Raw genomic sequence first — 20,027 nt, forward strand, 5'->3', positions numbered from 1 at the left:
ACTGTAGAAGCTGCCGAAGGGACCGCGTGACCTTCCGAGCCGTGGCCAACTCAAGCCCGCATCCGAAGCGGACATACCGGCTCAAAACGTCCTCTCAGAACCCCAGGTAAGTGATCTGAACGACGTAGACACGTTCACTGCGTACGACGACCTGATACGTGAACATCCCGCCGGGCACGATGACGTCGCCGCCTTTCGGGTCGATGTCCGCGTGAGCACGGCCGTGGAGGTGGACGGCTTCGGCGGCTCTGACCAGCTCGTCCGCCTTCTTCTGTACCCCGGCGAGAAAGTTGGCGGGTGCGGTGCGGGCGGTTTGCTCCGCACCGAAGGCGTACTCCCACTTCCAGCTCAACCGCGTACTGCTTCCATGGCTTCGTCCAGGACGGCGCTCAGCTCGCGCAGCGCCTCCTCAGCGGTGGCAGGGTCCTCGTGTTCCAACCTGCTCTGCGCGTGAGCGAGGCGGGAGGACAGGTCGGGGCGCCGGGCGATCTCGATGTCCCTGGCCCAGGTGAGGACCCAGCCTCGCACGGGGCTCAGAGACTGCCACTCGACGGCCTTGGCGAAGGCGTCGTCCTTCGTGGCCTGCATCTCGTACAGGCGACCGGGAGCGACGACGGCGAGAGCCGTGCGCAGGGCGTCAGGAGTCTGCTCGGGGCGCGGGATCAGCTCGTGTCCGTGATCGGCCTGAGTGCTCATGGTGTCCTCCACAGGGTGCCCTGGCCAGGGTATCCGGACGGGGTCGCGGCGGAGTCGGACCGGAAGCGCGGCGGGACCGGGCCGGCCGCTCACGGCCAGGCCTGCGCGGTGGGGTGCGCCACGCGTGTACCGGAGTCGGGGCTCCCGGGCCCCGTGCTCGTTGACATGCATCCGTGGCAGTTGTGTGGGTCGGGGCCTCGGTAGCCGCGGTCGCAGGTTTCGCAGTTGCGGAGCGGGTGCCTGATGGGTGGGGGCGGTTCGGGGGTGCTGAACGGCGGCAGGGGCGGGAGCCGGGCGGTGAGGCGGTGGGCCAGGAGGGCGGCCGGGCGGCGCAGGGGCTCCGCCGGAAGATCGCTGGTCAGGGCGTGCCGGACGGCGGTGGGGGTGAGGTCCCGCTCCAGCCAGGCGGCGACACCGGGGGCGAGGTGTTCGGCATCGGTGGCGGAGAGCATCAGGCGGGGGTCGGTGCGGCGCAGGCCGGCGAGGACCTCGGTGGCCGCCCGGAGGAGGACGGGGGAGGCGTACGCGGGCTTCGGTACGGCGGGAAGGGCCCGGCGGCGTGCGGGTTCCTGCTGCGGGACCGTGGTGGCGCGGCGGGCCGGGGGCTTCGGTGCTGCTGCTTCAGGCGTGTTGTGGTCGCGGTGTCGGCCCGGTTGGTTGCAGGAGACGGTGCGGGTGACGATACGGCCGCTCTCCGTGCGTTCGCGGGTGCGGCGCAGGTAGCCGTGGGTCTCCAACTCGCGCAGCGCGGCGGCGATCCGGGTCGGGCCCTCGGGGAAACGGGCGGTGAGGGTCTTGATGTCGACGGGGGTGCCGGTGGGGAGAGACTGGATGTGCACCGCCAGCCCGATGGCGAGCCCCGACAACTCGGGGTGTTGGGCGAGGTGGTTGCCGATCACCGTGAAGCGGGTGGTGTGGCGGGTGTTGTCGTGGATGACACCGCCGGGGTGGGCGTTCACGTGCCCACGGGTCCGTCGACGCGGGTGGTTTTTGCCGCCGTTACGGGACTGGGCGTGCGGGTGCGCGCTAGTGTTTTGGGTATCCATCGGGAAGGTGTTGCTTCCTTGGTGGTCAGGCCCTCGCAGTGGGATGCCAGTCCCGGCGAGGGCCGTTGTATGTCTGAGGTTGTGCTGTGCTGCGCTGAGCGTAGGGCAGGCAACCGGTGAGAAATCCAGCTCAGTTGGTGATGTTCACCCGTGGGAGTGAGCGTGCGCCGTGGGCGGGAGGGGTGGGGCTTGGTGCGGTTTCTTTCCCTCTTGTGTTCCTTGGGGAAGACCGCCGACGGCACCGGAGCACACGCGGTCGGGTTCCGGTGCGTGCGCCGTCTGCGGTGGTCGCGTCGCTGGTAGGTCGAGTTCCGCCCATACGGTCTTGCGGGGGATCGGGCCGAGTTGTACGCCCCAGCGGTCGGCGAGGGACTCGACGAGGAGCAGGCCACGGCCGGACTCGGCGTCGGGGGCGGGTGGGCGGCGGCGCGGGAGGTCGTCGCCTCGGGTGTCCGTGACCTCGATGCGGAGGGTCGCGCGGCGGTCCAGGAGTGCCAGGCGGAAGTCGCGTCCGGGGAGCCGGCCGTGGGTGGCTGCGTTCGCGGCGAGTTCTGCGACAACGTGTTCGGCGGCCTCGGCCACGCGGTGCGGCAGGTCGCGCGTACGCATCCAGTCCATGGCGAGAAGCCGGGCGAGGCGGGTGCCGCGGGGCGTGGGCGACAGCAGCACGCTCAAGTGGTCGGTGGGCAAGAGAAGTTGGGTGGACTTTTCGCTGTTCACGTGACCGAGCGTGGCCGTGCGTGCTTACCGTGAACAGTGACAGCGCTGATACGTAGGGTGACTGTCCGGCGCTTGTCCACTGCTGTCCGGGCTGTCTGAACTGGGCTTACGGGCAGCGGCGTTGTGGCACGGCGGTACGACGGAGGGTGCGGGATGTCGGTGGACGGCGAGGTGCGGCGGGTCACGGACCAGGCGGACGAGCCGGGGTGGGAGGTGGATCCGGACGATGAGTGGGGCGTGGCCGTCATCACCACTGTGGGCCGGCAGTTGAGGCTGCGGCGAGAGGCGAAGGGGCTGCGCGCCGCCGAGTTCGCGGAGGCGGTCGGGTACGGAGAGGACCTTGTCTACAAGGTCGAGGGCGGGAAGCGGATTCCCCGGCAGGAGTATCTGGACAAGGCCGACGAGGTGTTGGGCGCGGGCGGGCTCATCACGGCATCCTGGGAGGACGTGAAGAAGGTCCGGTATCCGAAGAAAGTTCGGGAACTGGGGAAGTTGGAGGCCAGCGCGGTAGAGATCGGTGTGTACGAGTGCAACAGCATCCACGGGCTCCTGCAGACTCCGGAGCACGCCCGAGCACTGATGGAGGCGGCACAACCGCCTTACTCCGCGGACGATGTGGAGCGCATGGTGGCCGCGCGGCTGTCCCGGCGGTCCGTCTTCGAACGCGTCCCGGCCCCGTCGCTCCACTTCGTGATGGAAGAGGCACCCCTGCGCCGACAGGTCGGGGGCACAATGGTGTGGCAGCGCCAGCTCGAACGTCTGTTGGAGGTGGGGCGGTTGAACAACGTCACGCTTCAGGTAATGCCGACGAACACGGATGCTCACCCAGGAGTGGACGGCAAGATCGAGTTGCTGAAGTTCCCGGACGGTACGGCAGTGGGACGCTCCGACGGGGCGTTCAACGGGCGGACGATTGCCGATCCGAAGCAGCTTCGCATCCTTGAACTGCGGTATGGCACGATCCGGGCGCAGGCACTCCCCCCGAGGGAGTCGCTGGCCTTCATCGAGAAACTGCTGGGAGAAACATGATCCGCAAGGCCTTCGCCAGCGACGCCTCCGAACTGGCGTGGTTCAAGAGCAGCTACAGCAGCGGCACGGACGGCAACTCCTGCGTTGAGCTCGCCGTCACCCCCGGCACCGTGCACGTTCGCGACTCCAAGAACAAAGGAGGCCCTCAGCTTGCGCTCACGCGCGACGCGTGGAAGGGCTTCGTGGCCTACGCCTCGGAACGCTGACCCGGCGAGGGAGTGCGAAGGGGCCCGGGAACAAGTCGTTCCCGGGCCCCTGTGCTCAAGCGGTGAGCCCTACTCGTCCGAGCCGCCGAAGCGCTCCTTGTACGTCTCCAGGTCGTCGTCCGTGAGCTTGGCGAAGAGGACCGGGGGGACCGTGAACGGGGTGCCGGCGGGGACGGTGGCCAGGGAGGCCGCCTCGGCGGGGGTCACCCAGGTCGCCGTGTCGCCGTCCAGGGAGAACGCCGCGCGCATGGCCGCCGACGAGGTGGGGATGAACGGCTCCGAGACCACCGCGTAGAGGTGGATCAGGTTCATCGCGGTGCGCAGGGTGAGGGCCGCGCCGTCCTTGTCGGTCTTGATCTCCAGCCAGGGGGACTTCTCCTCCAGGTAGGAGTTGCCCGCCGACCACAGGGCGCGCAGGGAGGCCGCCGCCTTGCGGAACTGGATGGCCTCCATGTGCTCCTCGTACTCGGCGAGGAGGCGGGCGATCTCCTCCCCGAGCCGCGCCTCGGCCTCGCCCGGCTCGCCGCCCTCCGGTACCGCGTCGCCGAAGCGCTTGCGGGAGAAGGACAGCACCCGGTTGACGAAGTTGCCCAGCGTGTCCGCCAGGTCCTTGTTCACCGTGGCCGTGAAGTGCTCCCAGGTGAAGGACGAGTCGTCGGACTCCGGCGCGTTCGCCATCATGAAGTAGCGCCAGTAGTCGGCCGGGAGGATCTCCAGCGCGTCGTGCGTGAAGACACCGCGCCGCTGCGACGTGGAGAACTTGCCGCCGTAGTAGTTGAGCCAGTTGAAGGCCTTGATGACGTCGACCTTCTTCCACGGCGAGCGGGTGCCCAGCAGGGTCGCCGGGAACATCACGCTGTGGAAGGGCACGTTGTCCTTGCCCATGAACTGCGTGTAGTGGACGTCCGCGTCCGACTCCCACCACCACGAGCGCCAGTCCCGGTTCTCCGGGTCCTGGTCCGCCCACTCCTTCGTGGCGCCGATGTACTCGATCGGGGCGTCGAACCAGACGTAGAAGACCTTGCCCTCGGCGGCCAGCTCCGGCCAGGTGTCGGCCGGAACCGGGACGCCCCAGTCCAGGTCGCGGGTGATCGCGCGGTCGTGCAGGCCTTCGGTGAGCCACTTGCGGGCGATCGAGGAGGCCAGCACCGGCCAGTTGTCGGCGCGCTCGTCGACCCACGCCTCGACCTCGCCGGCCAGCACCGACTGGAGGAGGAAGAGGTGCTTGGTCTCGCGGACCTCCAGGTCGTTGCTGCCGCTGATCGCGGAGCGCGGCTCGATCAGGTCGGTCGGGTCCAGTACCCGCGTGCAGTTCTCGCACTGGTCGCCGCGCGCCTTGTCGTAGCCGCAGTGCGGGCAGGTGCCGATGATGTACCGGTCGGGCAGGAAGCGGCCGTCGGCGTTGGAGTACACCTGGCGGATGGCCCGCTCCTCGATGAACCCGTTCGCCTTGAGCTCGCGGGCGATCTCCTGCGTGATCTCGCGGTTCTGCGGGGACGAGCTGCGGCCGAAGTAGTCGAAGGCCAGCGAGAAGCCGTCGTAGACCGCCTTCTGCGCGTCGTGCGCCTGCGCGCAGAACTCGTCGACCGGGAGGCCCTGCTCCTTGGCCGCGAGCTCCGCCGGGGTGCCGTGCTCGTCCGTCGCGCAGATGTACAGGACGTCGTGGCCGCGCTGGCGCAGATAGCGCGAGTACACGTCCGCCGGGAGCATGGACCCCACCATGTTGCCCAGGTGCTTGATCCCGTTGATGTACGGAAGGGCGCTGGTGATGAGGTGTCGAGCCATCGCGGGCTGCTCCCAAGTCGCTACGTGGGGTGACGATCTCGTCGGGTGCGGGTCGTCTACGGAACCTTGAAATCGTAGCCGACATGGGTGGGCCGCCCGCTTCCCGTTTTGAGGGGTGGGAAGGGGCGGCCCTGGTGTGGCGTGGTTACGGGCGCGTGGTCCCGTGGGGCCCGTGGGTCACGGGCGCCAGTTCGCCAGTACGCCCTCGTAGAGCTCCTGGTCCGTGAGCTCGCGGGGGGTGGGGCCGGCGTGGAAGAAGGACGCGGTGTCGGTCTTCAGTTTGCGGAGGTAGTCGAAGGCCTTGTTGTCGTGCTCGCCGAAGGCGACGAAGGAGAAGAAGACGGAGGGGTGCTTCTTCGCCGCGTCGGCGAGGGACTGGGTGGCCGGGGTCTTGGCGTCCGGGGCGCCGTCCGTCTGGAAGATCACCAGGGTGGGGGTCGCCGGGTCGTCGGCCGACTCCGCGCGGTGGGCCAGTACGGCGTCCACGGCGGCGTGGTAGCTGGTGCGGCCCATACGGCCGAGGGAGCCGTGCAGGTCGTCGACGCGGTTCTCGTGTTCGGCGAGGGTCAGCTCGCCGGTGCCGTCCACCTCCGTGGAGAAGAACGTGACGTGGACCGTCGCCTCGGGGTCGAGGTGGGCCGCGAGGGCGAGGGTCTGCTCGCCGAGGGCCTGGGCGGAGCCGTCCTTGTAGTACGGGCGCATGGAGGCGGAGCGGTCGAGGACGAGGTAGACCTTGGCGCGGGCGCCGGTGAGGTCGTACTTCGCCAGGGCGGATGCGGCGGACTGGTAGGCGGTGGTGAGGGCGGGGGCGTGCGAGTGGATGTGGGCGAGGGGGGTGGCGGGCTCGGTGCCCGTGTTCTCCGCCTTGGGTTCGGCGGCCGGCTCCGGCTCGGACTGGGCGTCCGGCTCAGTGTCGGTTTCGGCGTCCGGCTCCGGCTTGGTTTCGGTGTCGGTGTCGGTGTCGGTGTCGGTGTCGGCCTCGGCTTCGCCTTCGGCCGGTGAGGGCGACTGCTCAGCCGCGGGCTCCGGTTCCGGCTCCGGTTCCGTGGTCGGCTGTTCGGCTGCCGGTTCGGGGGTGGGCTCGGCCTCGGCTTCGCCTTCGGCCGGTTCGTTCCCACCCGCATCACCCGTGCGGCTTTCGTCGTCGGGTGCGAGTGGCCCCTGCGGGGCTTCTTCGCCGTCGGCGGCTTGCGGAGCGTCGGCCTCCGGCTCCGCCTTGGTCTCGGGCTCGGCCTCGACCTGCGGTTCGGGGGTCGGCTCGGGCTCCGGGGTCGGGTGCTCGGCCACCGGTTCCGGGGTTGTCTCCGGCTCCGGCTCCGTGGCTGCCGGGGTCGGCTCCTCGGCCACCGGTTCCGGGGTCTGCTCGGGGGCGGGTGTCGCCTCGGGCTCCGACTCCGGTTCCGTAGCCGCCGGTTCGGGGGCCGGGGCCGGTTCTTCGGCTGTCGGCTCCGGGGTCGGCTCGGGCTCCGGCTCCGTGGCTGCCGGGGTCGGCTCCTCGGCCACCGGTTCGGGTGTTGCCTCGGGCTCCGACTCCGGTTCCGTAGCTGCCGGTTCGGGGGTCGGGGCCGGCTCCTCCGGTGTCGAGTCGGTTGGGTCCACGGGGGTGGCCGGCTTGGGGACGGTGATGTTGTCGAAGGCGGCTGAGACCAGATCGTGTTCGTCGCCGGTGGAGGCCCGGGGGTCCGGGACGTGGACGGCGGCGGGTGGCTCGGGGGCGGACTCGGCCGCCGGGGCGGGGACCTTCGGCTCCAGCTGCTGGGCAGCGGTGGGGGTCGGCTCCTGGGTTGGAGTCTGCTCCGCACCCTCTGCCTCGGCCGTACGCCCCTTGCGTGATCGGCCGAACGCGTTCCGCAGGAGAGTGAGAATGCCCATGTGCGCAACCCTTCGTGAGTTGATGCCCGTCAATCCCTGGCCAGGACGGACACGTAAGGTTAGCGGCCCCGAGTAGTGATCTTGGGCAGGGGCGAGTACCGGCAGGCGGGCCGTGTCAATGCGATCCTCGGCCGTCGTGCAGCGTGACGTCGACGAGCAGCGCGCGGTGGTCGGTGTCGGCCAGGGCGAGGAAGCGGGCGCCGGTCGCGGAGAAGTCCGGTGAGACGAGCACGTGGTCGATCTGGGCGCCGAGGGTGGGCGCGGTACGGGCCGGCCAGCTGGGGGCGCGGTCGGCGCCGGCCAGGCGGGCGGCGTCGCGCAGTCCGGCGTCGATGATGCGGCGGAAGGCCGCGTGGTCCTGGGAGGCGTTGAAGTCGCCGGCCAGCACGGTCGGGGTCGTACGGTCCGCCGCGGCGAAGGCGCGCAGCCGGGCGAGTTCCCGGTGCCAGAGCGCGATCTGGCCGGGCAGCGGCGGCATCGGGTGCGCGAGCTGGAGGCGTACCGCGTGCCCGCGGACGTCGGCGACCGCGCCCGGCATGCCCATCGTGCCGCTGACTCCGGCGGTGCCGCGCAGGGCGTAGCGGCTGAGGATCAGGGATCCCTGCGAACCACCCGCCCGGACCGCCCGCCGGTACGGGTAGTCGCCGCCCACCTCCCGGTCCAGCGTCGCCTGGCAGGTGTACTCGCACTCCTCGACGAAGACGATGTCGGGCCGCTCGCGGCGGATGACCGGGACGAGGGCCGGTGCACCGCGCCCGAACTGCACGTTCGAGGTCAGCACCCGCACCCCGGCCACGGCATGGCCGGCCGGCGCGGAGACCCTGCCGTACGGCTCGATGAACCACGCCAGCAGCCCCAGCAGCGCCACGCCCCACACCGCCCCCGCCCACCAGCGTCCGCGCAGCGTGAGCGCCAGGCCCAGTCCGGTGGGCACGAGCAGCCACGGAAGGAAGGCGAGGAGCTGCGGTACGGGTGTGATGCCGTCGCTGTCGGCCAGCCGGCACACGACGACGACGCTCACCCCCGCGAACATCAGCCCGGCGCACCAGCCCGCGAACCGTCCCCCCTGCTTGGTCACGACGACGAGCCTACGGGGTCGCCACGGACCCCGGGCATCCCGCGCGCGAGGTCAGACGCGCACGCGCGGCGGCGGCTGCTGGGGGCGGGTCTGGGTGGTGGGGGCCTCGGCCGCCCGGCGGCGGCGGAAGGGCCGGCGTGGGCGCCGGGAGAGCCAGGTCAGGGCGGCCACCGTCAGACCGAGCGCGACCAGGATCCACGAGGTGGTGCGCAGGGTGGCCGTGAGGGCGTCGTACACGGCGCCGACGGCCGGCTGGGAGACCTCGGCGGGCAGGTCGGAGAGGGTCAGGCTGCGGCCGATGGCGACGGCGAGGGCGAGCAGCGCGCCGCCGAGGGCGGTGCCGAGCGCGGTGGCGGTCACCGCACGGCGGCGGCGGACGGCCAGGGCGAGCCCGGCGACGGCGAACGCGACGGCCGCGACCGGCAGCCAGAAACCGGCGACTTCGAGCACGTGGAACCCCTTCCGCAGGCGGCCCAGTTGCTGGGCCGGAAGCAGATCGACCTCGGTGTGCTGGACGGGGATGCGGTTCGCGAGCGGTACGTGGTCCTGGGCGAGCTGGGCCTTGACCTGGGCGGTGACGGGCGCGAGGTCGACGGTGACCGGTCGTTCGAGCGGGTCGCGTTCGTTGCGCAGGGCCCGCAGCACGGCGTCGTGGGCGGCCCGGTTGCCCTCGTTCCACGCCGTGCGGAAGGCCTCGGTCTGGGTGAACGAGCGGACCGCGTCGTGCACGAAGGGGGTGATGGTGCCGGGGCGCACGCGGTCGTCCAGCCCGTGCCCGATCTCCTGCACGATCCCGTCCCCGACGGTGTCCGCGATCGCGTCGCGCACGTCCGGGTCGTCGGCGAGCGGCGCCATCGTGGTGACGTAGCGACCGGTGTCGGAGAGCCCGTACGCCGCCCAGGCCGACAGCACGCCGAACGGCACGAGCAGGCACGAGAGCGCGATGAGCACGGCCGACAGACCGCTTCGCATACGTCGGGACACGTTCTCAGCCAAGGCCGTCGCCCGCCCCTCCGCGAGCGGAGGGGCGGCATTCGGGTGACCGGCGGGAGAGCGGGTCGATCGGTTCGGTCGATTCGGTCGGTCCGGGTCGACTGACGTGGGTCAGCGAGTCAGCGGGTCAACTCACGCGACGGCCCGCCGCGTCCTCGTGCGTGTAGAACCAGTAGAAGCAGAAGAGGCCCGCGACGATCGCGATCCCCAGCGACAGGCCGACCATCGGCACGATCGCGTGGCCGCTCTGGCTGTAGAGGAAGCCGAACGCCACGCCGATGAAGGCGAACCACAGCGCGGCGTGCTGCTCCCGCCGTAGCCGGGGGCCCACGATGAGGACGGCCGCCAGGACCACCGTGAACACGATCGTGGTCACGAAGCCGAACAGCACGTTCCAGCCCGTGATCGGTCCGCCGCCGCGCCGGTCGGCCGCGGCCCAGTAGCCGTAGACGAGCCCCAGTGCGAGCGGTCCCGCCCACCGGCCGATGGCATGGGCCCGGTCGCTGAACAGGTTGGGTGGGCGGGTGGTGCGGGTGGTGATACCGGACACGGGTGCCGCGTGAGCCATGAGAGCGCTCCTCTCTCTCCTCGCCCCCGCCTACCAGAGCACACCGGGGAAGGGGCCCTGGCAAGTCGGTGGAGCGGTTAACGTGCTGACGTACGCGACCGACCGGATCACGACACGGGGGGACGATGCCCGGAACCGTGCTGCTGCTCGCGGCCGCGCCCGTGGGCAGGGGACGTCTGGTGGACGCCGCGTCCGTGCTGCCGGTGCTGGCCGCCGTGGCGCCCTCCGTGCTGTCCGGCACGGACACCGCGACCGTGGTGGAGCTCGCCGACCCGCTGGAGCCGCAGGCCGTGCTCACCCGGCTGCGCGCGGCCGCGGCGGCGCCCGGCCCGCTCACCGTGTTCCTCGCCGGCCAGCTCCAGCTGGACCGCCGCCAGCGCCTGCCCCACCTGGCGCTCGCCCGCACCACCCCGGCGACCGTCCGCTACACGGCCCTGCCCTGGCACTGGCTGCGCGAGGAGCTCCGGCTGCGCCCGGACGGCACGACCACGGTCGTGGCCGACCTGCACGCGGACGCGGAGAGCTGGGAGCTGCTGCGCGGGCGCCCCTTGGACTGCGGGCACAACATCGCCCTGTACGGCCGGATCGCACCGCCGCCGGCCCGGCGCACGGTGGCGGCACCGGCGTACATGAGAGCGGTGGCGACGATCCTGCGCAGCGGGCACCGGCCGCCCCCGGCGGAGCTGCACGAGCAGGCGCTGTCGCGGCTGACCGAGGAGGACGGCGGCCCCGGCCTCGTGCTCGCCGCGCACGGGCCGGGGCCGGCCGACCCGCACACGGCCATCACCGCCTGCGTGCAGGCCGGCCGGCACGGCGACGCCGACGCGCTCGCCGCCCGCTGGGAGCGGGCCGCTGCCCTCGCCCACGGAGCGGCCTCCGAGGACGCGCTGCACTGGGCCGAGGTCCGCGCGGACCTGGCGATGTTCGCGGGCGACGCCGCCCGCAGCTGCCGGGGCTGGCTGACCGTGGCCACCACCCGCCTGGCCATGGGCCAGGCCGCCGACGCCGTGGCCGTCGAGACCGCCGTCGACCGCGCCCACCACCAGTGGGGGCTGATCCACGACCCCGAACGGGCCCGTGAACTCGGCCCGGTGCTCGCGGAGTTGCGCGGCCGGGTGCCGGGCCGGCGCGAGGGCGCGCTGGACCATGTGCGCCGCCAGCTGAGCCACCTGCAGATGCAGGCCTGAGGCGCGCCTGACGCAGATTTGGCGCAGGTCTGAGGCGGGTCTGACGCAGATTTGGCGCAGGTCTGAGGCGGGTCTGACGTAGATCTGGCGTAGGTCCGAGGCGGGTCTGACGCAGGTCTGGTGCGGGTCTGGTGCGGGTCTGGTGCAGATTTGGCCCGGGTTCCCCGAGGTCCGTACGGGTCCGGTGTGGCCGAAATGCGCCCTCCCGGAGAGTTGTGTCGCGGTGCCAGGATGGTGAGTTATGGCTGAGGGGGATGGCGTGGCCGGCCGAGGTGTACGGGTCCGGCTGGACGGAAGTGCGAGCAACAAGGACGTCGGCGCGCTGAAGGCGTGGCTGGAGCGGGAGAAACCGCTGGAGGAGCTGGTCAGCGGGGGACGGCTGCGGATTGTCGAGCAGCCGCGTTCGGACGTGCCGCCCGGTCGCATGGGCGCCGGCATGGAGATCCTGCTGTTCCTGCTCGGCGCGGGCGCCGAAGCCGTGTTCGACGAGCTGGTGGCGCAGACCAGGCGGGCGGTGGCGGCCTGGCTGGAGAACCGCCGCCGGGTGGAGTCCGGCGACTCACCCCAGACCCACGTCGATCCGGTGCACCACGACGAGGGGTAGCCCCGTGGACCGCTTCGACCCGCGCGGGCGGGTGAACCGGGCGCTGCTGGTCGGGGTTTGGGAGTACGAGCACACGCAGCCGGACGATCCGGAGGGCGTTCCCGGCCATCTGCCCGCCGTCCGGCACAACCTGGAGCGGCTGGAGGACGTGCTGCGCCGGGGCGGGATCTTCGGCGGGCGGGAGGAGACCGGGGAGCGGAAGGCCACCGACGGGCAGGAGGCCGCCGTCGGGCGGGAGGCCACCGCCGGGCGAGAGGACACGGGCGATCAGGAGGGCGCCGGCGGCCAGGACGCCGGCGGATCGGGGGAGGTCACCGTCCTGCCCTCGCCGTCCCTGGACCAGTTCAGCGAGGCGCTGCGCACCGCCGCCCAGGACGCCGACGGCCTGCTGCTGTGCTACTTCGCCGGACACGGCGCCGTGCCGAGCGCGGGCGACGAGCTGTTCCTTCAGATGCGCAACGCGCGCGTGGTCGCCGGCGGCCGGGCCGTGTTCCCGGGCGCCGAGGCGTTCACCGGGATGCTCACCGTGCTCGCCGGGAGCCGCGCCGAGCGGATCGTGGTGATCCTCGACTGCTGCTACGCGGGTAACGCCGCCAAGGTGTGGCACGACTTCGCCGACCGCCGGCGGATCCTGCTGCTGATGAGCGTGCAGGCCAACCGGCTCATCGACTCCGGCGACGGCACGAGAGCCACCCCGTTCACCGAAGAACTCGCACAACTCCTCGACTCAAACGGGGAGTTGTCCTTTCTGAAGCTCTTCGACCGGCTGCGCGGGCAGATGCTCGAGGCGGGCCGCAGGACCCCGCTCGGAGATCTGTGGGAGCCGCAGTTCGCCGGTGAGCCGGGCACGGACGTGCTGCTGGCGGCGCGGGAGGGCGAGCCGGTGCGGGAGGGCGAGCCGGAGGAGACGAGCACACCCGCGCCGGACCCGGGGCAGTCGTCCGAGGAGCCCGCGCCCTCGGCGCAGTCCTCCACACAGCCGCCGCGGACCGAGCCACCGGGCGGGCAGACGGGCACCGGGCCGAGGACCGGCACCGGCGGCCCGGTCCGTCTCCTGGTGGCCCTGTTCGCCGTGTCGCGTGCCCGGGCGCGTGCCGTGATCGACCGGTTCGTCGGGCTGCGCACCAGGGCCCGGGTCGTGGTGAGCGCGCTGCTGGTGCTCGCGCTCGCCGCGCTCGGTGCCGGCGGCTACGAGCTCGTCTACCCCGGCGGCGGCCACTCCTGCGCGCCGCCGCTCGAACTGCGCCTGCTGACCGACCCCGACCTGGAGCCGACGGTCCGCGCCGCCGCCGACGCGTATCTGACCTCGCGGGCGAACACCACCGGGCACGGCTGCCGCCGCAGCGGCCTCACCGTCTACAGCGCGGGCGCGACCGCCGCGGTCACCGCGCTGCGCCGGCAGAGCGACGCCTGGCAGGAACCCCGCGTGGAGGACACCAACCCGCAGCGGGACGTCGGGCCGCAGCCGGACGTGTGGATCCCCGCCTCGGGCACCGACGCGGCCCGGGTCACCACCGACTGGACCACCCGCAGTTACGTCGAACTCCACCCGGACGGAGAGCCGTTCGCGTACTCGCCCGTCGTGCTGGCCGTCCCGCAGAACCTCGCCGGGGCCGGACTGGACGAGCGCGTCGGGCTGCCGCTGTCCGGGCTGATCGCGAACCTGAGGAAGCAGGACGCGAACGTCGGGGTGCTGCGGCCCGACCCGGAGTTCACCGACTCCGCCCTGCTGGCGACCATCGGCCTGTACGGCGGCACCGCCGACTCGCGCGCCGCCGAGCAGGCCGTACGCCCCGCAAGGCCGCCCTCGCCGACCGCCGCCGAGCTGCTGTGCGCGCTGCCGGCCGACCGCGCCGCGGACGGTCTCACCGCCGCGCTCGTCCCGGAGTTCCTGCTCAGGAGCGGGGTGGGCTGCGCGCGGACGACACGTGTGCCGCGGATCGCCGAGTACCCCGCCGACGTACCGGCGCTGACGCCCACCTTCGTGCGGGTCCGCTGGGAGGGCGGCGACCGGGACGCGGCGGCGCGGGACGACACCGTCGACCGCTTCCGCACCTGGCTCATCGGAGAGGAAGGCCTGGCCGCGTTCGCCGCCGACGGCTTCCGGTCGGCCACGGAATCCGGCCACCGGCTGCTCGACGCGGACCACGCCGGCGTGGGCGTGCTGCGCGGCCCCAGCCCGCTGCCGGGCGCGGCCCGCAGGACGGCGATGGAGGAGGCCCTCACGCGGTACCGCAGCGCCCACGGCCCCGGCCGGGTCCTCTACCTCCTCGACAGCTCCGGTTCGATGAGCACGCAGTGGCCGGGGCCCAGTGGAGGCCCCGGCATCCTGAAGCAGTCCCTGGGCGGGCTCGGCGCCCAGGACGACTACGGGGTGTGGGCGGTCTACGGCACCTCCGGCGACCAGCCCTACCAGCAGTTGCTCCCCTTCGGGCACCACCGCCGCACCGACGCCGAGCACGTCGTCGACGCCGAGGCGCAGGTGCGCGACGCCGAGGCCGACCCGCACGCGGCGCTGCTCGCCGCGCTGGACGACATGGCCGGCCGCGGCACCGACGACCAGCGGCCGCAGCTGATCGTCTACATCACCGACGACGAGGACAGCGACCGGCTGACCGGGAAGAACCTGGACGAGGTGCTGGCCCGGGCGCGGAAGGCGAAGGTGCCGGTGGACATGGTGTCCCTGATCAGCGGTTCCTGCGACACGGGCCGGCCGGACGCCCGGATCGCCGAGGCGAGCGGCGGCCGCTGCCTGGACGCGGGCGACGATCCCGGCAGGGGCCTGCGCGACGAGGTCGCCCGAGTGGGGACGGGGGAGCACTGATGGCACGACGACCGGCCGCGACGCTTGCCCGCCTGCTGGTGCTGCCGCTGCTCGTGGCCACCGCCTGCACCGGGGGCGGGCCACGGGACGGGCAGACGCCCGCCGCCGACGTGCCCGGGGACATCGTGGTGGCCAGCGGCCGGGACGTGACCGGCAAGAACGGCGTCCGCCAGCAGCTCATCGACGCCTGGAACCGGCAGCAGGAGCAGCAGGACTCCGGCTACCACGCCCGCCTGGTGGAACTGCCGGGCTCCGCCGACCAGCAGCGCAGCCAGCTGCTGGGCGCGCTCCAGTCAGGCAGCGCCCACTACGACGTGGTCAACCTGGACGTCACCTGGGTACCGGAGTTCGCCGAGGCGCACCTGATCGGGCGACTGTCCGACGAGGCCGTCGACGACGATGTCATCGCGTCCGTGGCCGACACCGCCCGCTGGAAGGGCCAGGTGTACGCGGTGCCGTTCAACAGCGACGTCGGCCTGCTCTACTACCGGCGCGACTATCTGAGCCGGGCGGGCGTCCAGCGCACCGGCCCGGACGCGATCCGCACCTGGCACGACCTGCTCGGCCTCGGCGACACCCTCGACGCGCGCCCGCCCAAGGGGTACGAGAAGCTCTGGACCACGCAACTGGCCGCCTACGAGGGCCGTACGGTCAACGCCGTGGAGGCGTTCGCCTCGGCGACCGACGACTTCGCGCTCACCGACGCCTCCGGCCACTACACCGCCGATCTGCGGGAGCTGACCGACGGCATCGCGGAGCTGCGCCGGCGTACCGACAAGCCGTACACCCTGGACAGCGCCGTCAGCTCCGACGAGGCGTCCTCGCTCAGCGACTTCGAGGACGGCCGCACCGCCTTTCTGCGGCAGTGGCCGTACGCCTACGGCACGCTCCACCAGAGTTTCACCGAGCAGCGGCTCGGCGTGGCCCCGCTGCCCGGCCGGGCGGTGCTCGGCGGGCAGAACCTGGCGGTGAACCGGTCCTCGCAGCGGGCCGGGAAGGCGGCCGAGCTGATCACGTTCCTCACCAGCCCCCAGAGCGAACGCTGCCTGCTGGACGCGGGCTTCGCCGCGACCCGTACGTCGGCGTACACCGACGACCGCGTCCGCTGCACGTCCGTGCCCGCCTCCGGCGGCTCGCCGTCGGCGTCACCCACCGGCGAGAGCACCGACCGCATGCCCCGCGACACGGCCGGCCGTCCCGGCTACGCCCGTGGCATCCTGCTGCCCGCCCTCCAGCGGGCGGTCTCCCGACCACGCACTCCGCTCTACGGGGCGTTCACCCAGACCTTCACCGCTCAGTTGGGTGCCCTGTTCTCCGACGCCCCGCCCAGCGACGCGGTGCTGGCCGGCCGGCTGGACGAGGCACTGCGCCGGGCGCTGCCGGGCTGACCGCGAGCGCGACGGGGGCGCCGACGCGCGGTACCGGCTGCCTGTCGCAGCACTAGCGGCTCTGGACCGCCTGCGGGGCGGGGACCGGGTCGGCCGAGGGCATCGGTCCGGCGTTTGCCGCCGCGACCAGGGCGGCCACGGCTATGACGGCCGCGCCGAATCCTCTGACGCAACGTGCGGAGAAGTGTCCTTGGCGCGCGACAGTGCGTCCGAGCACGGCAACCGACCTCGCAGCGACAGTGATGGATTAAGCGCGTTTAACGCACCCTCCAACGTAGGGGGTGAGGAGGTCGAACGAAAAGGACACCAGGGCGAGTTGGGGTTCGCTGGGCGTAAGGTCCGGTGCTGACCTCAGGTCAGTCGAGACGGCTCGCCGCAACTCGGCTTACTGGCATGATGACCCGCATGGCGAAGCGGGACGACCCGGAGACCATCGGGCGCAGGGTGCAGCGGCTACGGCGGGAACGAGGCCTGACTCAGCGCCAGTTGGCGGAGCCGGCGTACACCCCCGCGTATATCTCCACGCTCGAGGCGGGACGGGTCCGGCCCTCCGACGAGGCGCTCAGGCACCTCGCCGAGCGGCTCGGGGTCGCCTTCGACGAACTCGCCACCGGACGCCCCGCCCATCTCGCCACCGACCTGCGCCTCAGGCTGACGGAGGCCCGGCGCACCCTCGCCACCGGGGAGTCCGTGAAAGCGGCCGAGCAGTACACGCGGCTGCTGGCGGAGGCCGAGGAGCACGAACTCGTCGACGTCCAGGCCGAGGCGCTGCTGGGGCTCGGCGAATGCGCCCTGGAGACCGGCGAACTGGAGAGCGGCCGGCAGTTCTTCGAACGGTCCGAGCGGGCCCTCGCCGACGCGCCGCTGCCCGCCCGGGTCCCCGCGCTGCGCGGCCGCGCCGTCTCCCACTACCTGGCGGGGGAACTGCGGTACGCCGTCTACCTGCTGGAGTCCACCCTCGACGAGCTCAACCGGGGCGGGCTGCACGACCCGGACGCGCTGCTGCTGCTCTACGCCGGCGTCATCGGGCCGTACATGGACATGGGGGCGCACGCGCGGGCGGCCCAGGCGGCCGAGTTCGCGCTCGCGCTGGCCCCGCAGGCGGGCGATCCCGCGCTGGTGGCCCGGATGCACCGGTCGGTGGCCCGCACCCTGCTCGCCGAGGGCCGGATCGCCGAGGCCGACGCCTCGCTCGCCAAGGCCGCCGAGCTCTACCGCGCCCTCCAGTTGCGCACCGAACTCGCCAACTGCCACTGGATGCGCGGCTACGTCTGCGCCCAGAACGGCGAACTTGAGCGCGCCGAGGAGGAGTTGAGGTCTGCCCAGGCCATGCTGTCCGCCCAGCGCGCCGCGCTCTACACCAGCCAGGTCGCGGTCGAGCTGGCCGACGTCCTGCACCGGCGCGGCAAGTCCGAGGAGGCCGCCGACCTGCTGCGGAACGTCCTGGGCGACCTCTCCCCCGAGCGGGGCGCCGTGCACGCCGCCGCCGCGCACCGCCTGCTCGGCATCATCGCCGAGGACGCCCGAGACACGGAGGCCGCCGAGGAGCACTACGTGCGTGCGCTGAGCCTGCTGGAGCGGGCGGGCGCGGTCGGCGACCTGGCCGACCTGTGCCGCCTCCTCGGTGATCTGCTGCGCCGCACCGGCCGCGTGGAGGCGGCCCTGGATGCCTACCGCACCGGCCTCGGCCACCGCACCGCCCCCGGCACCACGACCCTGGGCCCGGCCCCGGCACAGCCGCCGCTGTGACGGCCGCCCGCCGCGGCGGGCGGCGGCGCGTGGCCCCGAAATCCGTGCGTACGCACGGCCGTTGCGGGTGCGGATCACGCGTGACCGGCGACGGCGGCCGGCCGGGGCTCAGGTCCGGGTCCCTGCCTTGTGCACTGCCGTCAGGCGGTCCACGGCGTGCTGGACCGCCTGTTCGGTGGTGTCCCGCAGCGGGGTGCCCAGGGTGCCGGTGGTGAGGACGATCGCGTCGTCGCCGACGCGAACCGTGGCGAGGTCCAGGGTGAGGGTGGTCAGGGTGTCCTCGTACGACTCGGCGGTGAAGGTGAGACGCAGGCCCTGGCGGGCGTCGCCGGCGTTCGGCAGTGGGAGGTCCGCGACCCGTACGTCCAGGAAGTCGGACTTCGCGGCCGAGGCGGTGAAGTTTGCGCAGGTCTGCGGCATGTTCTTGAGCCAGGCGAGGGTGCGGTCCACGTCCGGGGCGCGCAGCGCGAGCACCTGGTGGCGCAGTTGGGCCCCGTCGTCGCCGTCGTCGTAGGCGGCCACCGCGTGCGTGCCCGAGGGCGTGCCGAACGGTTCCTCGGTGTAGAGGGCGTCGAGGAGGCGCCCGCACTCGGTGGTGTCGGCCCGCGCCTTGAGCACGCCGTCCCGCCAGGTCGCCGCGCCCTGGGTCGGCGCCCACCGCGATCCGAGGTCGGCCTGGGTCAGCAACGCGGTCCGCGCCTGGTCCGGCGTGAGCGCCCCGTCCGGCGCCGCGGCGTCGGGGCCGGGCCGGCGGGTGGCCGCCGGCGCGGAGGCGTGGACGGTCCGGCCGGACTGCCCGGCGGTGCAGGCGGCCTCGGTCAGCAGGACGGCCGCGCAGAGCGCGGAGGCGGCCAGGACACGGGCCGGGGTACGGGACATGCATGCCTCCAGACGGACGGAACGCACGCCGCGGACCTGGCGTCCGGACGGCGGCGCTCCTCCCACGGCACCACCGGGCGGCCCCGCCCACCAGCGCGCCGGTCCGTCCGGGTGAGCGCCGTGGAGCGGGGAAGGCCGGCGGACGGGAGCGCGCGGCACCGGGCCGGGCAAGTGACGATGGTGGTGGCCCCGTACACGGCACCTGAACGCGGCACCCGTACGGCCGAACCTCCACGGCCGAACCTCCACGGCGGAACCTCCACGGCGGAGCCCGTACGGCGGAGCCCGTACGACGGAAGGAGCGCCCTGTGACCTCGCGGCCCACTCCTGTGATCATCGACTGCGACACCGGCGTCGACGACGCGCTCGCCCTGCTGTTCGCCGTCCGCCACCCGGGCCTCGACCTGCGCGCGGTCTCCTGTGTGGCCGGGAACGCGGAAGTGGACCAGGTGGTACGGAACACGCTGACCGTCCTGGAGCAGGCGCGCGCTCCCGCCGTCCCGGTCGCGCGGGGCGCCGAGCGGCCGCTGCTCGAACCCCTGCGCACCGCCCTTCATGTGCACGGCTTGGACGGCATGGGCGACCTCGGGCTGCCCGCGCCGTCCCGCCGTCCCGCCGACGTGGACGCGGTGACCCTGCTCCGCCACGCGATCCTGGACTGCGACCGTCCGGTCACCCTGATCCCCACCGCGCCGCTGACGAACATCGCCCTGCTGCTGCGCACCCACCCCGAGGTCACCCGCAACATCGAGCGGATCGTGTTCATGGGCGGCGCGGTCGCCACGGGAAACGCCACACCCGTCGCCGAGTTCAACGTCTGGCAGGATCCGGAGGCCGCGGCGGTCCTGCTCACCGCGGGCGTGCCGATCACGATGTACGGGCTCGACGTGTTCCAGCGGGTGCTCGTGCCGGAGGCGGACGTACGGCGGCTGTGCGGGCGCGACGAGCCCGGCGCCCGGCTGGCCGGACTGCTGCTGTCCCGCCCCGACCCGGCCGCCGGCGAGGACGCCCCGCACGGCGTCCTCGGCGACGCGGGCACGGCGTGCTCGGTGGCCGACCCGGAGGGGCTGACCACCCACCGGCTGCCGGTGGAGGTGAACCTCGCGCCGGGCCCGGCCCGCGGGCAGACGGTCGTCGACCGCCGCCCGCGTCCGGGCGAGGCGGAACTGCACGGAGAGGCCCGCGAACAGGCCCTGGTGGACGTGGCGTTGGACATCGACGCCGAGCGGTACGTCCGGCTGTACCTGACCACCGTCGAGGGCACCGGGGACAGCGCTGCGGATCAATACACCTAGGCCCTGGGGCATCCCGCTAGTAGTACTTCGTTAGGTTGGCTGGCGTGGGTGGTGTTCTGGCGGAGCTGAAGCGGGGATGCCGCGGTGGCAGGTGGGGCATGTGCCGGT

General features: G+C 72.8%; 18 protein-coding genes. 8 read left to right on the plus strand and 10 right to left on the minus strand.

Translation table 11 applies throughout. The features are described 5' to 3' along the window. Positions 1-94 precede the first annotated feature (94 nt). The 4 genes from ACIQFZ_RS40855 to ACIQFZ_RS40870 all read right to left on the minus strand — a co-directional run bounded on the left by ACIQFZ_RS40855 (position 95) and on the right by ACIQFZ_RS40870 (position 2,462). Positions 95-352, minus strand: coding sequence for a hypothetical protein (locus ACIQFZ_RS40855; protein ID WP_390872905.1), 258 nt, complete (start codon positions 350-352; stop codon positions 95-97). Next, positions 349-696: a hypothetical protein gene (locus ACIQFZ_RS40860; RefSeq protein ID WP_365420613.1), complete on the minus strand. Its 348-nt coding sequence runs from the start codon at positions 694-696 to the stop codon at positions 349-351. Before ACIQFZ_RS40860 ends, ACIQFZ_RS40855 begins: the two co-directional genes overlap by 4 nt. Positions 697-785: 89 nt before the next feature. After that, positions 786-1,742 (minus strand): helix-turn-helix domain-containing protein, encoded by a 957-nt coding sequence (locus tag ACIQFZ_RS40865; protein WP_402693695.1) that lies wholly within the window; start codon positions 1,740-1,742, stop codon positions 786-788. Positions 1,743-1,886: 144 nt separating this feature from the next. Continuing rightward, complete coding sequence (locus ACIQFZ_RS40870; RefSeq protein ID WP_402693696.1) at positions 1,887-2,462, minus strand: ATP-binding protein; 576 nt, start codon at positions 2,460-2,462, stop codon at positions 1,887-1,889. A gap of 153 nt (positions 2,463-2,615) precedes the next feature. Between ACIQFZ_RS40870 and ACIQFZ_RS40875 the strand changes: the two genes are divergently transcribed. Continuing rightward, positions 2,616-3,491 (plus strand): helix-turn-helix transcriptional regulator, encoded by an 876-nt coding sequence (locus tag ACIQFZ_RS40875; RefSeq protein ID WP_402693697.1) that lies wholly within the window; start codon positions 2,616-2,618, stop codon positions 3,489-3,491. Next, on the plus strand, positions 3,488-3,697 hold the full coding sequence (locus tag ACIQFZ_RS40880; protein ID WP_402693698.1) for a DUF397 domain-containing protein: 210 nt from the start codon (positions 3,488-3,490) through the stop codon (positions 3,695-3,697). Before ACIQFZ_RS40875 ends, ACIQFZ_RS40880 begins: the two co-directional genes overlap by 4 nt. Positions 3,698-3,766: 69 nt before the next feature. Here ACIQFZ_RS40880 and metG read toward each other — a convergent pair whose 3' ends face one another. The 5 genes from metG to ACIQFZ_RS40905 form a co-directional block, all read right to left on the minus strand. Then, a complete protein-coding gene (metG, locus tag ACIQFZ_RS40885) occupies positions 3,767-5,482 on the minus strand; it encodes a methionine--tRNA ligase (protein ID WP_402693699.1) in 1,716 nt (571 codons plus the stop codon). A gap of 177 nt (positions 5,483-5,659) precedes the next feature. Then, positions 5,660-7,354, minus strand: a complete 1,695-nt coding sequence (locus ACIQFZ_RS40890) for a VWA domain-containing protein (RefSeq protein WP_402693700.1) — start codon at positions 7,352-7,354, stop codon at positions 5,660-5,662. Positions 7,355-7,469: 115 nt separating this feature from the next. After that, positions 7,470-8,387, minus strand: coding sequence for an endonuclease/exonuclease/phosphatase family protein (locus ACIQFZ_RS40895; RefSeq protein WP_402693705.1), 918 nt, complete (start codon positions 8,385-8,387; stop codon positions 7,470-7,472). A gap of 96 nt (positions 8,388-8,483) precedes the next feature. Continuing rightward, positions 8,484-9,404, minus strand: a complete 921-nt coding sequence (locus tag ACIQFZ_RS40900; RefSeq protein WP_376652333.1) for a hypothetical protein — start codon at positions 9,402-9,404, stop codon at positions 8,484-8,486. A gap of 148 nt (positions 9,405-9,552) precedes the next feature. Beyond that, a complete protein-coding gene (locus tag ACIQFZ_RS40905; RefSeq protein ID WP_383061385.1) occupies positions 9,553-9,993 on the minus strand; it encodes a hypothetical protein in 441 nt (146 codons plus the stop codon). Positions 9,994-10,118: 125 nt separating this feature from the next. Here ACIQFZ_RS40905 and ACIQFZ_RS40910 point away from each other — a divergent pair, with 125 nt between their 5' ends. The 5 genes from ACIQFZ_RS40910 to ACIQFZ_RS40930 all read left to right on the plus strand — a co-directional run bounded on the left by ACIQFZ_RS40910 (position 10,119) and on the right by ACIQFZ_RS40930 (position 17,745). Further along, positions 10,119-11,180 carry a hypothetical protein gene (locus ACIQFZ_RS40910; RefSeq protein ID WP_402693701.1) on the plus strand — a complete coding sequence of 354 codons (1,062 nt, stop codon included), beginning with the start codon at positions 10,119-10,121 and terminating at the stop codon, positions 11,178-11,180. A 241-nt stretch (positions 11,181-11,421) separates the two neighbouring features. After that, complete coding sequence (locus tag ACIQFZ_RS40915; protein ID WP_365420588.1) at positions 11,422-11,784, plus strand: hypothetical protein; 363 nt, start codon at positions 11,422-11,424, stop codon at positions 11,782-11,784. A gap of 4 nt (positions 11,785-11,788) precedes the next feature. Further along, positions 11,789-14,608 carry a substrate-binding domain-containing protein gene (locus ACIQFZ_RS40920; protein ID WP_402693702.1) on the plus strand — a complete coding sequence of 940 codons (2,820 nt, stop codon included), beginning with the start codon at positions 11,789-11,791 and terminating at the stop codon, positions 14,606-14,608. Beyond that, a complete protein-coding gene (locus ACIQFZ_RS40925) occupies positions 14,608-15,996 on the plus strand; it encodes an extracellular solute-binding protein (protein ID WP_402693703.1) in 1,389 nt (462 codons plus the stop codon). Before ACIQFZ_RS40920 ends, ACIQFZ_RS40925 begins: the two co-directional genes overlap by 1 nt. 405 nt (positions 15,997-16,401) lie before the next feature. Beyond that, the gene (locus ACIQFZ_RS40930; protein ID WP_383061379.1) at positions 16,402-17,745 is read left to right on the plus strand and encodes a helix-turn-helix domain-containing protein; all 1,344 of its coding nucleotides are present in this window, start codon (positions 16,402-16,404) and stop codon (positions 17,743-17,745) included. A 108-nt stretch (positions 17,746-17,853) separates the two neighbouring features. Here ACIQFZ_RS40930 and ACIQFZ_RS40935 read toward each other — a convergent pair whose 3' ends face one another. Beyond that, on the minus strand, positions 17,854-18,624 hold the full coding sequence (locus ACIQFZ_RS40935; RefSeq protein WP_365420579.1) for a hypothetical protein: 771 nt from the start codon (positions 18,622-18,624) through the stop codon (positions 17,854-17,856). 308 nt (positions 18,625-18,932) lie between these two features. Here ACIQFZ_RS40935 and ACIQFZ_RS40940 point away from each other — a divergent pair, with 308 nt between their 5' ends. Beyond that, a complete protein-coding gene (locus ACIQFZ_RS40940) occupies positions 18,933-19,919 on the plus strand; it encodes a nucleoside hydrolase (RefSeq protein WP_402693704.1) in 987 nt (328 codons plus the stop codon). Positions 19,920-20,027: the final 108 nt, after the last annotated feature.

Origin of the sequence: Streptomyces sp. NPDC093064, assembly GCF_044754605.1 — a bacterium.
In the GTDB taxonomy this organism is placed as follows: Bacteria; Actinomycetota; Actinomycetes; order Streptomycetales; family Streptomycetaceae; genus Streptomyces.